Here is a 15,417-nt window from a genome sequence, read left to right on the forward strand (position 1 = left end):
CTACCAGGCCAACCTGCAGCGCTTCGCCGACCTCGGCGTGGACGTCCAGATCACCGAGCTGGACGTGATGACCGGCGGCAACCAGGCCAACATCTACGGCGCCGTCACCCGCGCCTGCCTGGCCGTCTCGCGCTGCACCGGCATCACCACCTGGGGCGTACGGGACTGTGACTCGTGGCGTGGCTCGGACAACGCGCTGCTGTTCGACTGCAACGGCAACAAGAAGGCCGCGTACACCGCCGTCCTGGACGCCCTCAACGGCGGCTCGACCCCGCCCAACACGCCCCCGCCGGGCTCCGGCGTGGACACCAGCGCCTGGTACGTGTTGCTGAACCGCAACAGCGGCAAGGCACTGGACGTGTACGCCTCGGCCACCACCGACGGGGCGCGGATCAGCCAGTGGACGCGCAACAACGGCGTCAACCAGCAGTGGCAGTTCGTCGACTCGGGGAGTGGCTACTACCGGGTGAAGTCCCGCAACTCCAGCAAGGTGCTCGACGTCAGCGGCTTCTCCACCGCTGACGGCGGCGCGATCGTGCAGTGGTCCGACCTCAACGGCACGAACCAGCAGTTCCGCATCGCGAACTCGGCCGACGGCTACGTTCGGCTGATCAACCGCAACAGCAACAAGGCGGTCGAGGTGCAGGGCGCGTCCACCGCCGACGGCGGAAACATCGTCCAGTACGCCGACTGGGGCGGCACCAACCAGCAGTGGCAACTGGTCCGGATCGGCTGACGACCGGCGTCATCAACCAGGTGAGCGGGAGCTGCCGGCCGCTCGGGATCCGGCCGGTGCCCGCCCCCGGCGAGGTGTGACCAGTGGCGGCCCGCCCCCATCCGGGGCGGGCCGCCGTGGCCGTCAGGGGACCCGTGGCGGGATCCTGCGGATCGATGGCAATCGTTTGACGTATGACGTATTACCCGCTAATTTCACCCCGCGGGCCACCCGGCCACCGGGAGCCAGGACGTCGAGCCGCGCCCCGCGTGCGGCCTGCCACGAAGCCCGGATCGTGGCATCGCCATCGACGTGCGCCGTTTGTCGTGGGTTGCCCGCACACCACCCAGACGTGCTGACGCCACCACCAGGACGCCGGTACGCACGCCACGGCACGCGCGGTCGCCCCCGCTCGTGGGTGACCCCGATCGAAGGAGTGGACCATGAAAGCCCTCGGTGAGGCTCGTCCCGCCTCTCGGCACAGATCTCGCTGGCGTTCAGGGTTGGCCGCGGCGGCGGCCGCGGCCATGGCAGCCAGCGCACTCGTCGCGGTCAACGCGGCACCCGCGGCGGCAGCGACAGTGGACACCAACGCCTCGTACGTGCTGGTGAACCGCAACAGCGGCAAGGCGTTGGACCTGTACGCCTCCGCCACCAACGACGGCGCGCGGATCAGCCAGTGGACGCGCAACAACGGCGTCAACCAGCAGTGGCAGTTCGTCGACTCCGGGGGCGGCTACTACCGGATCAAGTCGCGGCTCTCGGGCAAGGTGCTCGACGTCAGTGGTTTCTCCACCGCTGACGGCGGCGCGATCGTGCAGTGGTCCGACCTCAACGGGACGAACCAGCAGTTCCGGCTGGCCGACTCGGACGGCGGCTACGTTCGGCTGATCAACCGCAACAGCAACAAGGCCGTCGAGGTGCAGGGCGCGTCCACCGCCGACGGTGGCAACGTCGTCCAGTACGCCGACTGGGGCGGCACCAACCAGCAGTGGCAGCTCGTCGCCGTCGGCGGTGGCACCACCCCTCCACCGTCGGGTGGTAGCGGGTGCGGCAAGGCACCGACGTTGGCCAGCGGCACGCACACGATCCAGAGCAACGGCAAGACCCGGACCTTCATCCTCCGGGTGCCCGCCAACTACAACAACAGCAACCTCTACCGGCTGATCTTCGCCTTCCACTGGCGGGGCGGCACCATGCAGGAGATCTCCTCCGGCGGCACCAGCGGGACGGCCTGGTCCTACTACGGGCAACAGGAGCAGTCGAACAACAGCGCCATCCTGGTGGCGCCCCAGGGATTCGGTAACGGCTGGGGCAACTCCGGCGGTGAGGACATCACCTTCGTCGACGACATGATCACCCGGATCGAGAGCAGCCTCTGCGTCAACCCGAGGCAGCGGTTCGCGCTCGGCTTCAGTTGGGGTGGCGGCATGAGTTACGCCGTCGCCTGCGCCCGAGCCAACGTCTTCCGGGCCGTCGCGGTCATCTCCGGCGCGCAGATCAGCGGGTGCAGTGGTGGAACGCAGCCGATCGCGTACTTCGGGCTGCACGGCATCTCGGACAATGTCCTGAGCATCTCCCAGGGCAGGGCGCTGCGCGACACCTTCGTCCGCAACAACGGTTGCACCGCCCAGAGCCCGCCCGAGCCGGCCGGCGGCAGCCGCACCCACATCACCACCGTCTACTCCGGCTGCAGGTCCGGGTACCCGGTGCAGTGGGCCGCGTACGACAACGGCCACATGCCCGGTCCGGTGGATGGCACCTATTCCGAGAGCGGCGTCACGACCTGGACCAAGGGTGAGATCTGGAGGTTCTTCGCCCAGTTCTCCTGACCTGTTCGGCGGCGTCCGCTCCCGTACTCGGGGGTGGGCGCCGTCGGTCGTCCGGAACGATCAGCGTTCGAGGCGGCCGGGGCTCCCCGAGCCACTGCGGCGGACCAGCCAGGCCTCGGTGATGTGGGTGAACATCGCCTCGGCGGCGCCGTTGGAGTCGTGGGCGGCGATGCGCTCGTAGATGCGTCGGTGACCCTGGTTGGACGCCACGCACAGCGCGCGCTCGGTCCGGCCCATGTAGCGGGCGGTGTTGATGACCTGACTCTCCAGCGCCCGAACGACGCCACGGGCGATGCGGTTGCCGGATGCCTGCATGATCGTGTCGTGGAAGGCCCGGTCGTGGTCGTGGTAGGTGACGTGGTCGTCGACGAGTTCGTCCATCCGGTCCACCATGGCGCGCAGTCGATCAACGGTCTCGGCGTCGGCGTGGCGGGCGGCGACGTTCGCCATGTCGGACTCCAGCACCCGACGGGTGACGACCAGGTCGTCGAGGATGGCGAGGCTGTCGTCCACCGCGATGGTCGCCGCGAGGACCAGCTCGTCGAGCATGTCCCAGTGCGCCGGCGGGGTCACCATCGTGCCGGCCCCCTGGCGGACCTGTACCAGCCCCTTCTCCTGAAGGATCTTGACGGCTTCCCGGACGACGGTCCGGCTCACGCCGAAGGTCTCGCAGAGGATCGGCTCGGGGGGTAGGGACGACCCGGACGGGTGTACGCCGCGGACGATTCGCTCCACCAGTTCGGCCGTGACCGCCCTGGCGAGGTTGGTCGGCCGACGCACCCATGCCGGGGTCCCCGGGCTGTTCAGGGCTGTGTCCTGCGGTGGCGTCATGTCCCCCTCCGATGGCTCGCCGTGGCACGACGTCCGGATCAGTGTACGGCCGACCGTTGACGTAACACGTCATACGAGTTACCTTCCGGTCAACATTTGGCTAGCGGGGCGCCCGCCGGCCACCCCCCATATAGAGGTGACAACTGATGAGACAGCGCGCAATGTGGTCGGCCGTCCTCGTTGTGGGCCTGGCCCTGGCCGGTTGTGGAAGTGCTAGCGATTCGGGCAAGTCGACCAGCTCCGAAGGCAAGTTGGTCGTGTGGGACTGGAAATCCGGCGAGCCATTCGCCAAATCCTATCTGGACAAGGCCAAGGCCGACTTCAAGAAGAAGCACGCCGACGTCGAGGTCGAGTTCGTCGCGCAGCCGTTCGACCAGTACTACACCCTGCTCGGCGCGGCGATTCAGTCCGGCAAGGGCCCCGACGTCATGATGTTCAACGGTGGTGGCCAGATCCGCGACCGGGTGGACGCGTTGGTGCCCATCACCGACTACGTGGCCGAGGACAAGCAGCGGCTGGCCGGATGGGACGCGTTCACCAAGGACAGCAAGGTCTACGGCAGCCCGGTGACGCTGCAGGGCTACCCGATCTACTACAACAAGGAGATCTACCGGAAGGCCGGCCTCGACCCGGCCAGCCCGGCCACCACCTGGGACAAGTTCGTCGCGGACTGCGCCGCCATCGCCAAGGCCAGCTCCAGGTGCTTCGCCCTCGGCAACAAGGAGGGCGTCGGCATCCAGTTCTGGCTCTCCAGCATGGGGTCGGTCACCCTCACCGCCGCGGAGTACGACGCCTGGATCACCGGCAAGCGTGACTGGACCTCGCCCAACGTGAAGCGGGTCTTCGAAACGTGGAAGGAGACCGGCGACAAGAAGATGAACACGGACGGGGCCAACTCGACCGCGATGTTCAACGACTCCTTCGCCGCCTTCCAGTCCGGCAAGGCCGCCCACGTCATGGGCCTCATGTCCGACGTCGGGCACTGGAAGTCCTTCAACGAGTTCCTCACCGCGGAGAAGCTCGGCGTCATGAAGCCCCCGGTCGTCACCGCCGGCACCACCCCGAGCCTGCCGTACGACGGTGGCATCGGCTACGCCGTGGCCAAGTGGACGAAGGACCCGAAGGTGGCCGCCGACCTGGTGCGCTCCCTGACCTCGGCCGACGCGTTGAAGGCGTTCTACGCCGACGCCGGCGCGATCGCCGCCGACATCACGATCGACGTCTCGCAGGCCGGCCCGGCTGCCTCCACCATCGTCGCCGAGCTCAAGACCGGCAAGCCGGCTCTGCACGTCGCGCTCTCCTCGAAGACGATCGACCTGATGGGGCGCCTCTCCCAGCAGCTGCTCAGCGGTTCGATCACCGTCGACGAGGTGGTGAAGCAGTTGGCCGCTTCCGACCAGGCGGGCTGACCTCGTGCCGATCGGAAACACGCAACCGTCGGTCCGCCTGGCTTCGGCCGGGCGGGCCGGCGGCCCGGCGGCCACCTCTCCCGCGCACCGCGGTGGCACCCGTCCCCGTCGCACCCGTGGCGGCCTGGGAGCCGAGCGCTACGCCCCCTACATCCTGATCGCCCCGGCCGTCCTGATCATCGTGGCGCTGCGGCTCTACCCGCTGATCCTCGGGGTCAACTTCTCCTTCACCGGCGACGGTGACCGCAACGGAGAAGCGGTCGGGTTCGGCAACTACCAGGAACTGTTCGCCGATCCGCTGTTCCGCACCGCGCTGGGCAACGTCGGCCTGCTGGTGTTGCTGCTGCCGGTGGCGGTGGCGATCCCCGGCCTCCTCGCCACGTTCATCTTCCTCCGCGTGCCGGGCCACCGTTTCTACCGCAGCGTCTACTTCTTTCCGGCGGTGCTGTCGCCGGTCATCGTCGGGGCGATCTTCAACCTGCTGCTCGCCTTCGACGGCCCTCTCAACGCCGTCCTCGGGGCGATCGGCGTCGGTCCGGTGGACTGGCTCGGGGACCCGGACGTGGCGATGTTCATGGTGGTGGGCGTGCACATCTGGGCCACCTTCGGGATGGCACTGGTGGTGTTCCTCGCCGGCTTCGCCACGCTGGACGCCGCGCTGCTGGACGCCGCCCGGGTGGACGGCGCGTCGCTGCGCCAGGTCGTCTGGCACGTGATCATCCCGAGCCTCGCCCGGACCATCCAGTTCGTCTTCGTGACCACGATGATCGGGATGCTGACCTCGATGTTCGGGCTGCTCTTCGTGATGACCAGCGGCGGCCCGGAGGGCTCGACGTACCTGCCGGAGTACTACATCTGGATTCAGCAGGGCCAGATGAACCGCCCGGCTCTCGCGTCCGCCGCGTCCACGATCCTCTTCGCGATCATGCTCGTGGTGGGAATGTTGCAGATCAAACTGCTCGAACGATCGGGAAAGGTGGACTGATGTCCCGCGTCCGACTGGGACGGTGGATGATCGCCATCCCGATGTCACTGCTCGCGGTGGCGACGATCTACCCCCTGATCTTCACCGCGAACGTCGCGTTGAAGACCCGCCGGGACTACATCCTGGACCGGTTCGGCCTGACCAGCACTCTGCAGTGGGAGAACATCAGCACGGCGTGGACCAGCGTCGGCATGGGCCGCTACTTCGTCAACTCGCTGGTCGTGGTGACGTCGTCGGTGTTGCTGCTGCTCCTGCTCGGGTCGATGGCCGGCTTCGCGCTGAGCCAGTTGCGGTTCCGTGGCTCGTCGGCGTTGTTCCTGGGCTGCCTCGCGGGGCTCTTCATCCCGTTCCAGGTGATCATGGTGCCGCTCGCCCGGATCATGGCCGACACCGCGCTGATCGACACGTACCCGGGTCTGATCCTCGTCTACGTGGCCCAGTTCCTGCCCTTCACCGTCTTCCTGATGACGAGCTACTACAAGGGCATCCCACCCGAGATCGTCGACGCCGCCCGGATCGACGGCAACACCGTGTACGGCGTGTATCGCCGGATCATGCTGCCACTGGGCACTCCGGCTCTGCTGTCGGTCGGCATCCTCAACGCCCTGTTCTGCTGGAACGACGTCCTCATGGCGTTGGTGATGATGCCCTCGGCCGAGAACCGGACGCTCATGATCGGGGTGACCTCGTTGCGAGGGCAGTACTCCGACAACATCCCCACCTTCGCGTCCGGGGTGCTGATCGCCGCCATCCCCGTCCTACTGGTCTACCTGTTCCTCCAGCGCCAAATTGCCGACGGCGTCGCCGCCGGTTCCACGAAGGGTTGACATGCGGATCACGGGATATCGGACGCTCACCACGGTCCAGGAATGGGGGCGCCCCGTCGGCGACGCCAACGGCGTGTTCGCCGACGGGGTGGTCCCGGTCTCGATCGTCCTCGTCGACACCGACGAGGGCATCACGGGCGTCGGCCTCGGGCCGCACGTCGAGATCGAGCGGATCTTTCCAGCCCTCGAGGGCGAAGACCCCCGTGCCGTGACGTCCCTGTACGACCGCATGTTGCGGCACACCTTCAAGGCCGGCCACGCCGGCCCGGTGTTCGGCACCATCGGCGCTCTGGACACCGCGCTGTGGGACATCAAGGCGCAGGCCGCCGGCGAGCCGCTGTGGCGACTGCTGGGCGGACGCGACCGGCGGGTCACCGCCTACGCCTCCGGCCTGGACATCGGTCTCACCGACGACGAACTCGTCGCCGAGTACGAGGTCTACGCGAGCCACGGCCTTCGGGCGGCGAAGCTCAAGGGCGGCCTCGACATCGAGCGCGATCGACACCGCCTGAGCCTGGTCAGGGAGGTTCTGACCGAGGCCGGGCACGGCCGGCGGCCGGGCCTGATGCTCGACGTCAACGAGGCGTGGACCCGTAAGCAGGCCGTCCGACACGTCTGCGAGCTGGAACGCACCCTGGACCTCATCTGGATCGAGGAGCCGGTCCGGCGCTGGGACGCCGAGGGTCTCGCCGCGGTCAGCCGAGGCGTGTCCGCGTCGGTCGCCACCGGCGAGAACCTGACCGGGCTCGAACAGTACCGCCCGCTGATCGCCGCCGGTGCGGTCGACATCGTCCAGATGGCGGCCGTCTGGGGGGTCACCCACTTCCTGCGGGCGTCCGCCCTGGCGCATGCCCACGACCTGCCGGTCAGCCCGATCGGCAACAGCCCGGTCGGGCTCCTGCACGCCGCGACCTCGGTGCCGAACCACCTGACCAGCGAGTTGCAGGATCTGCACACACCCGTTGGTGTCTCCATCGACCTGCACGTCGAGGATGGTGCCTTCATCCTCGGCGACGCACCCGGGCTCGGGGTCCGGGTGGACGAGGAGCGGATCCGGGCGGTCAACCGCCGCCCGCAGGCGCAGACGGCCGACAGCCCCAACGTCCGGCCGGAGCGGGCCGGTCGACGGCTGCTGGCCGGAGTCGACGGGGTGATCCCCACCCGCCAGGTGCCCGTCGTGTCGCTGAACTCCCGCAACGAGGTGTCGCCGACCGTACGGCACTGAGCTGAGCACCAGACAAGGAAGGGCGTGGGTGCATCGCGACGGCGGTGCACCCACGGCCATGCCCGGTCGGCACGACCGACGTACCGACCGTCGAGACGGAGGAACGATGAAGGCAGTCGTCTACCGGGGAGCGCGACACCTCGGAATCGAGAACCGCGACCCGGAGCCACCCGGCCCCGGACAGGTACGGATCGAGGTGGCGTACACCGGCATCTGCGGTACGGATCTGCACATCTACCACGGGGACATGGACGCCCGGGTTGGCGACTCCGCGATCATCGGGCACGAGATGTCCGGGCGGATCGCGGCCGTCGGCGAGGGCGTGACCGGCTGGACCATCGGTCAGGCCGTCACCGTGATGCCGACCCGGCCCTGCGGACGCTGCGCCGCCTGTCAGCGGGGCAACTCACACGTCTGCCACGCGATGAACTTCCTCGGCATCGACTCACCGGGTGCCATGCAGTCCTCCTGGACGGTGCCGGTGGACCTGGTCCTGCCACTTCCGGAGGAGTTGCCCCTCGACCACGCGGCGCTCGTCGAGCCGGTGGCGGTCGCCGTGCACGACGTACGCCGGGGGAACGTGACCGCCGACGACCAGGTAGTCGTGGTCGGTGGTGGGCCGGTCGGCGTCCTCATCGCCACCGTCGCCCGGGGCCGTGGCGCACGGGTGCTCCTCGTCGAGCCGGACCCGTTCCGGCGCGAGGTGGCGGAGGGGGTCGGGATCGAGGCCGTCGACCCGCGGGCGACCGACGTCGTGGCCCTGGTCAACGACCGCACCGATGGCGCGGGAGCCGACATCGCCTTCGAGGTGTCCGGCGCGCCGGCCGGCGTCACCACTGCTGTCGACGTCCTCACCACCCGTGGCCGGCTGGTCATGGTGGCGATCCATCCGCAGCCCCGCGAGGTCAACCTGCACCGGTTCTTCTGGCGTGAGCTGGAACTCCTGGGTGCCCGGCTGTATCAGCGCGACGACATGGTCGAGGCGATCCGGTTGATCGCCTCGGGTGCCATCCCGGCACAGCGGCTGATCTCCCGGGTCGAGCCGGTCGAGGCGGCCGGCGCGGCCTTCGAGGCGTTGGAGGGTGGCGGCGTCATGAAGGTGCTGCTCGATGTGCGGGAGGGCAACCAGTGACGGCGTTGTTCGACCTGTCCGGCCAGACCGCCGTCGTGACCGGGGCGCGGCGCGGTATCGGTCTTGCCATGGCCGAGGCGCTGGCCCTGGCCGGCGCCGACATCGTGGGGGTCTCCGCCCAGCTCGAAGCCGAGGGCAGCGAGGTGGAACGCCGGGTGCGCGCCACCGGCCGCCGGTTCACCGGACTGCGGGCGGACCTCGGCGACCGGGCGGCCGTGCACCGGTTGGCCCGCGACATCACCGCTCTCGGGCCGGTCGACATCCTGGTGAACAACGGCGGCACGATCGCCCGGACCCCGGCCGCGGAGCACCCGGACGAGATGTGGGACCAGGTGATCGAGGTCAACCTCAGCAGCCAGTTCATCCTCAGCCGGGAGATCGGCCGGACGATGGTCGAGCGGGGCCGAGGGAAGATCATCTTCACCGCGTCACTGTTGAGTTTCCAGGGCGGCATCACCGTCCCCGGTTACGCCGCCTCGAAGTCGGGCGTGGCCGGCCTCACCAAGGCGCTGGCGAACGAGTGGGCGGCCCACGGCGTGAACGTCAACGCCATCGCGCCCGGCTACATCGCCACCGACAACACCCGGGCACTGCGCGACGACCCCGACCGCAACCAGGCGATCCTCGGCCGGATTCCGGCCGGGCGGTGGGGCCGGGCCGACGATCTCGGCGGTGCCATCGTGTTCCTGGCGTCGACGGCGTCGGACTACGTCAACGGCGTGGTGCTGCCCGTCGACGGCGGCTGGTTGGGCCGATGACGGGCGCGCAGCAACACCGGCAGACCGGCATCGTCGACGCACACCACCACCTCTGGGTCCGGGCACGGCACCCGCAGCCGTGGATCGACCCGGTGACCATGGCGGCCATCGACGCCGACTTCGAACCCGCCGATCTCGCGCCACCGGCCCGAGCCGCCGGGGTCACCGCGACAGTGGTGGTGCAGTCCATCGCCTCCGACACGGAGACGGTGGACCTGCTGTCCATCGCCGCCGAGGACACCCTCGTCCGTGGGGTCGTCGGCTGGGTGGACCTGACCGCCGACGACGTCACGCAGCGACTTGAGCGGCTGCGGGCCGGACGGGGCGGGGAGCGCCTCGTCGGCATCCGCCACCTCGTGCAGTCCGAGACCGACCCGGCGTACCTGGACCGTCCCGACGTCCGTCGGGGGGTCGCGGCGGTGGGCGCTGCCGGTCTCGTCTTCGACCTGCTGGTACGCCAACACCAGCTCCCCATGGCCGTGCGTCTCACCCGCGACCTGCCCGAGGTGCGCTTCGTCCTCGACCACCTCGGCAAGCCCGCGCTCGGCAGCCTGGAGATGGCCGAGTGGAGCCGGGACCTGCGGTCGTTGGCGGCCTCGCCCAACACCACCGCGAAGCTCTCCGGGCTGGTGACCGAGGTGCCGCACCCGCACTGGACGCCGGCTGACCTTCGACCCGCCGTCGAGGACGCCCTCGACGCGTTCGGGCCGGACCGACTGATGTTCGGCTCGGACTGGCCGGTCTGCCTGTTGGCCAGCTCGTACCAGCGCTGGGTCGACACCCTCGCGGAGCTGCTGGACGGCCGGGACGAGGCCGACCCGGCGTCGATCTGGGGTGGGACGGCGCGCCGCGTCTACCGGCTGGAGGCGTCATGAGGGCCCGCGCGCTGCCGCGCCGCCCGGGGGTACGCCTCAGCGAACTGGGCTTCGGCGCGGCCCAGGGGGGCAACCTGTACCGGACGACGACGGACGAGGAGTTCGCCTCGGCGGTCGACGCCGCATGGGAGGCGGGCGTCCGGTACTTCGACACCGCGCCGCACTACGGTCTCGGGCTGTCCGAACGCCGCCTCGGCGTCGCGTTGCGCCAACGGCCGCGCGACGAGTACGTGGTGTCGACGAAGGTCGGGCGACTCCTGGTGCCGTCGCCGCAGGACGCGCACCTGCGGGACTCCGACGGCTTCGACGTGCCCGCCACCCACCGGCGGGTGTGGGACTTCAGCCGCGACGGCGTGCTGCGCTCCATCGAGGCCAGCCTGGAGCGGACCGGGCTGGACCGGATCGACGTCGTCTACCTGCACGACCCCGACGACCACTGGGAGCAGGCCGCGCACGAGGCCGTACCCGCCCTGGTCGATCTGCGCGACCAGGGTGTCGTGGGCGCGATCGGCGCCGGGATGAACCAGTCGGCGATGCTGGCCCGGTTCGTCCAGGAGACCGACGTGGACGTGATGATGTGTGCCGGGCGGTACACCCTGCTCGAACAGGGCGCCGCCGCCGACCTGCTGCCGGCCGCCGAGAGCCGGGGGGTGGGCGTCGTCATCGCGGGCGTCTACAACTCGGGGCTGCTGTCCCGCGACCGGCCGCCGGCCGACGCCGTCTACAACTACGAGCAGGCCCCGGCGGCGGTGATCGAGCGGGCGCGGCGGATCGCCACCGTCTGCGAGACGTACGGGGTGACGCTGCCCCAGGCGGCACTCGCCTTCGTCCGCCACCACCCGGCCGTGGTGTCGACGGTGGTCGGTGTCCGCACCGAGGCGCAGGTGACCGAGACGGTACGACGCTGCGATGTCGCCGTACCCGAGGAGCTGTGGGGCGCCCTGGCGGCGGCGGGGCTGCTGGCCGGAACGCCCGGCGTTGCCGGGCAGCCGAACTGACAAAGACGTCCCGGCCGGGACCGGCTCCGACTCTCGGATACCGGTCCCGACCGGGACGTCATCTGTTACCGCGACAGCCGCAGGTCAGAGCGCGGTGAAGCGCCACTGCTGGTTCGTCGCGTTGCTGCAGGTCCACTGCAACACCCGGGCGCCGTCGGCCGTGGAAGCGCCGTTGACGTCCATGCAGAGCCCGCTCAGCGAACTCTTCACCGTGTAGACGCCGGAGGTACCCGTCGCGGTGGCGGTGAACTTCTGCTGGTTGCCGTTGTTGCAGGTGGCCTGCTGGAGGAAGGCCCCCGCCGCGGTCGAGCTGCCAGTGACCTCGACGCACTTGCCGCTGTGGACCGCCTTCAGGTAGAGCGCGCCGTTACCGGCGTCGACCGCCTGCCACCTCTGGTTGTTGCCACCGGTGTTGGCCCACTGGGTGATCTGGGCGCCGTCGGCGGTGGAGACACCGCTGACGTCCAGCAGCTTGTTGCTGTGCTGCGCCGTGACCGTGTAGGTCTTGCCGGCCAGGCCGGTGCCGGTGCCGGTGCCGGGTGTCCCGACGCCGTTGCCGCCGAAGGTGTGCGAGTCCAGATCGAACGAGTTGTTGGCGTTCTTGAACACCATGTAGAGCGTGTGCGTACCGCCGAGGGCGGCGACGCTCACCGGTGTCGTGGACTGGTAGTTGTCCCAGCCACCCGTGCTGGGCACCGTGGTGGTGGCCAGCAGTGTGCCCGTCGGCGAGTCGGCCCGCAGCTCGATCGAGCCGCCGCCGGAGGGCGACGACAGCCGGTAGCTGACCGTCGAGATCCCCGACAGGTTCATCGGGCTGAACGCGATCCAGTCGTTCGAGGAGATGTCACCGATGCGCTTGGTGCTCTCCGCGGCAGCCTGGTCGATGACCCGGATGCCCGACTGGCTGCTGAAGTACTCGGACTGCTTGTGCTTCGGTTGCAGGATCGCCTGCGCGGTCCCGGTGAGCGGGGCTCCGCCGCTCGAGCCGCCGTTGTCGGTGTACCGGGCGTTCAGCACGTAGAACAGGTTGGCGCCATCGGGGTGCCCACCGAGCAGGTCGGTGGAGATGGTGCCCGAGCAGCCCGGGTACTCGGTGGTCTCGTGGGCGTGGTCGTCGTGACCCAGCGCCGGGTTGAGGAACACCTTCGAGCAGTCGACCGTTCCGCCGTCCGGATCGGTCACGGTGATCTGGTACGACACCTTGTCACCGAAGGTCAGCATGCCGCCGTTGCCCGGTGTGGTGATGGTGACCACCGGGGCGCTGTTGCCGACGGTGATCGGGACGTTGGCGAAGCCGGTCTTGCCGGTGCTGTCGGTGACCTTCAACTGGGCGGTGTAGTTGCCGTTGGAGGTGTACACCTTCGACGGGTTGGCCGCCGTCGAGGTGGTGCCGTCGCCGAACGTCCACAGGTAGCTCAGCGTGTTGCCGTCCGGGTCGGACGTGCCAGCGCTGCTGAACTGGACGGTCAGCGGCGCGCTGCCGCTGGTGGGCGTGCCGGTGGCCTTGGCGATCGGTGACCGGCCGCCCTGGTTGTAGTCGATCCGGTAGAGCCCGGAGTCGCTGTTGCCGCCGCCGAAGTTGGTGCCCCACTCCAACATGTAGAGCGAGCCGTCCTTGCCGAACTCCATGTCCATCGGCTTGTTGAACCGCACGTTGGGCAGGAACGGGTTGGTGCGGGTCACCGCCGAGGAGGAGTCGAAGTGCACCTCCTTGACGTAGTTGCGCGCCCACTCGTAGAAGAAGTGCACGCCGTCGTAGTAGGGCGGGAACTTCGTCTCGGAGGGGTTCGCCGCGTCGTACCGGTAGATCGGCCCACCCATCGGAGCGGAGCCGCCGGAGCCGAGCTCGGGGAAGGTCGTCGAGGCGGGGTAGCCATACCAGATGTTCGGCATGACGACCGGCTTCAGGCTGGTCAGACCGGTGTTGTTCGGCGAGTTGTTGACCGGCGCGGAGCAGTTGAACTTCGATCCGACGACGCCGGTGTCCGGGTTGAACGGGGCATACGGCTGGTTGTTGCCGTGGCAGAACGGCCAGCCGTAGTTGCCGGGCGTCTTGATCACGTTGAGCTCGACCAGGCCCTCCGGGCCACGGTTGGTGGTGGGCGGGTTCCGGTCCGGGCCGTAGTCGGCCAGGTAGACCCAGCCGTTGGCCGGGTCGATGGAGAAGCGGAACGGGTTGCGGAAGCCCATCGCGTAGACCTCGGGCTTGGTCTGCGCGGTGCCCTGGGGGTAGAGGTTGCCCGACGGGATGGTGTAGCCACCGTTGGCCGAGGGCCGGATGCGCAGCAGCTTGCCGCGCAGGTCGTTGGTGTTGCCGGCGCTGCGGGCGGCATCCAGGTTGGACTTGCCCGACCGCCAGTCCAGCGGGGCGTAGCCCTGCCAGTTCGGGTCCAGGTTCGGCGGAGTGTCGTCGCCGGTGCCGATGAAGAGGTTGCCGTCGGGACCGAACTTGATGTAGCCGCCGGTGTGGCCGGGCTCGGCGAACGTCCGGTCCCGGTACGCCGGGATGTCGATGATCGTCACGCCGCTGGAGGTGTTCAGCGTGTCACCGCTGACCGTGTAGCGGGAGACCCGGTTGACGTCGGTGCTGCTGTTGGCCGGCGAGTGGTACAGGTAGATGTAGCCGTTGGTGGCGAAGTTGGGGTCCAGCGCCATGCCGGTCAGGCCGTCCTCGCCGCCGGTGTAGACGCTGAGCGTGCCGGCGGTGACGGTGCTGTTGGTGGAGGGCTTGAAGATCTTTACCTGGCCGCCGCGCTGGACGTAGAAGACCCGGCCGTCCGGTGCCACACCCAGCGCCATCGGGTCGACGGTGTTGTCGTCGAGGGTGCGCTTCTCGAAGTTGCCCCAGACGGTGCCGCCGCAGTCACCGGCGGCGTTACCGGCCGCCCACTTGATGCCACCGAGCACGTGATTCTGGAAGTTCGCCTCGCTGTAGGAGCCGATCGCGTGGCCCATCGCGGTGGCCCACACCCGCCCGCCACTGGTGTTACGGCACCAGGAGATCGGATGATCCGGGCCCATCGCCCGGGATCCCGGGTTGTACGTGCGCTCGTCGGCGGTCACCAGCACGTGCACGTTGCCGCGCGGGTTGGCGTCGAAGTTGTACCACTCTTCGCTGCGGGTCCACCGATCCGGCAGGCTGGCCGTCGACGGGTGCTTCTTGTCGGCGACGATGGCAGTGCCCTGGAGCACGCCGGGGGAGTGCTCGGGCATGTGGGCGCCAGCGTTGATGGTCTGGTCCCACCACGGGTATTCGCCCTCGATGCCCATGTCGGTGGCATTGTGGATGGCGACGATGCCCTTGCCGCTGGCGAGGTAGCCCTCCACCGCCTGGCGCTGCGCCGTCGAGGTCCAGACCATGCCGGAGGTCTGGAGCATGACGATGACGTCGAAGGTCGCCAGGTTGCTGGCGGTGAAGACGCTGGAGTCCTCGGTGGCCACCACCTCGAAGTTGTTCGCCGCCGCCTGCTGCTGGATCATGCTGATCCCGGCGGGGATCGAGTCGTGGCGGTAGCCGGTGGTCTTGCTGAACACCAGGGCGCGGAAGGCCGGGGCCGCCGACGCGGGTGGGGCGAGTCCGAGCGCCAGTAACAGGCCGGCGATCACCGAGATGAGCATTGTGTTACGACGCATGCCGTCTCCTAGGTTGGGCGGGCGTAGGGATTGCGACCACGGGCCCTACGACGCGCCAGGTTGACCCTGGACACGTGAGGGGACGCGGGCGCGCTTGGCTGTCCTCATGCCGTTCGCCGCAACGGCAGTCAGACCTGCGAGACGTCACACAGCGTGATGGTGGCTGTGGTTCTCGCCCCGGGGTCCACGAGGTCAGG

The 15,417-nt window shown here is 69.1% G+C and carries 11 protein-coding genes and 1 pseudogene; 10 read left to right on the top strand and 2 right to left on the bottom strand.

The features are described from left to right. Nucleotides 1-730, top strand: a pseudogene (locus AB0877_RS23010) (RICIN domain-containing protein); the annotation flags it as partial. A gap of 428 nt (nucleotides 731-1,158) precedes the next feature. Next, nucleotides 1,159-2,547, top strand: a complete 1,389-nt coding sequence (locus tag AB0877_RS23015; RefSeq protein ID WP_366611337.1) for an RICIN domain-containing protein — start codon at nucleotides 1,159-1,161, stop codon at nucleotides 2,545-2,547. Between the two features lie 60 nt (nucleotides 2,548-2,607). Here the strand turns inward: AB0877_RS23015 and AB0877_RS23020 are convergent, their stop codons facing one another. Beyond that, nucleotides 2,608-3,378 (bottom strand): FadR/GntR family transcriptional regulator, encoded by a 771-nt coding sequence (locus tag AB0877_RS23020; protein WP_366611339.1) that lies wholly within the window; start codon nucleotides 3,376-3,378, stop codon nucleotides 2,608-2,610. 146 nt (nucleotides 3,379-3,524) lie between these two features. Between AB0877_RS23020 and AB0877_RS23025 the strand changes: the two genes are divergently transcribed. The 8 genes from AB0877_RS23025 to AB0877_RS23060 all read left to right on the top strand — a co-directional run bounded on the left by AB0877_RS23025 (nucleotide 3,525) and on the right by AB0877_RS23060 (nucleotide 11,587). Then, complete coding sequence (locus tag AB0877_RS23025) at nucleotides 3,525-4,787, top strand: extracellular solute-binding protein (RefSeq protein WP_366611341.1); 1,263 nt, start codon at nucleotides 3,525-3,527, stop codon at nucleotides 4,785-4,787. Nucleotides 4,788-4,791: 4 nt separating this feature from the next. After that, complete coding sequence (locus AB0877_RS23030) at nucleotides 4,792-5,772, top strand: sugar ABC transporter permease (protein WP_366611343.1); 981 nt, start codon at nucleotides 4,792-4,794, stop codon at nucleotides 5,770-5,772. Beyond that, nucleotides 5,772-6,599 (top strand): carbohydrate ABC transporter permease, encoded by an 828-nt coding sequence (locus AB0877_RS23035; protein ID WP_366611345.1) that lies wholly within the window; start codon nucleotides 5,772-5,774, stop codon nucleotides 6,597-6,599. Before AB0877_RS23030 ends, AB0877_RS23035 begins: the two co-directional genes overlap by 1 nt. A gap of 1 nt (nucleotide 6,600) precedes the next feature. Then, nucleotides 6,601-7,824, top strand: coding sequence for a mandelate racemase/muconate lactonizing enzyme family protein (locus AB0877_RS23040; protein WP_366611347.1), 1,224 nt, complete (start codon nucleotides 6,601-6,603; stop codon nucleotides 7,822-7,824). Between the two features lie 106 nt (nucleotides 7,825-7,930). Beyond that, nucleotides 7,931-8,956: an alcohol dehydrogenase catalytic domain-containing protein gene (locus AB0877_RS23045; protein WP_366611349.1), complete on the top strand. Its 1,026-nt coding sequence runs from the start codon at nucleotides 7,931-7,933 to the stop codon at nucleotides 8,954-8,956. After that, entirely contained in the window at nucleotides 8,953-9,714 is a 762-nt protein-coding gene (locus AB0877_RS23050; protein WP_366611351.1) for an SDR family NAD(P)-dependent oxidoreductase, read from the top strand. The genes AB0877_RS23045 and AB0877_RS23050 overlap by 4 nt, the downstream gene beginning before the upstream one ends. Further along, the gene (locus tag AB0877_RS23055) at nucleotides 9,711-10,589 is read left to right on the top strand and encodes an amidohydrolase family protein (protein ID WP_366611353.1); all 879 of its coding nucleotides are present in this window, start codon (nucleotides 9,711-9,713) and stop codon (nucleotides 10,587-10,589) included. Before AB0877_RS23050 ends, AB0877_RS23055 begins: the two co-directional genes overlap by 4 nt. Further along, on the top strand, nucleotides 10,586-11,587 hold the full coding sequence (locus AB0877_RS23060) for an aldo/keto reductase (protein WP_366611355.1): 1,002 nt from the start codon (nucleotides 10,586-10,588) through the stop codon (nucleotides 11,585-11,587). The genes AB0877_RS23055 and AB0877_RS23060 overlap by 4 nt, the downstream gene beginning before the upstream one ends. An 84-nt stretch (nucleotides 11,588-11,671) precedes the next feature. On the opposite strand, the gene AB0877_RS23065 is transcribed toward AB0877_RS23060, so the two are convergent. Further along, nucleotides 11,672-15,220: a ThuA domain-containing protein gene (locus tag AB0877_RS23065; protein WP_366611356.1), complete on the bottom strand. Its 3,549-nt coding sequence runs from the start codon at nucleotides 15,218-15,220 to the stop codon at nucleotides 11,672-11,674. Nucleotides 15,221-15,417: the final 197 nt, after the last annotated feature.

This window comes from Micromonospora sp. NPDC047644 (genome assembly GCF_040704315.1).
Taxonomy (GTDB): domain Bacteria; phylum Actinomycetota; class Actinomycetes; order Mycobacteriales; family Micromonosporaceae; genus Micromonospora.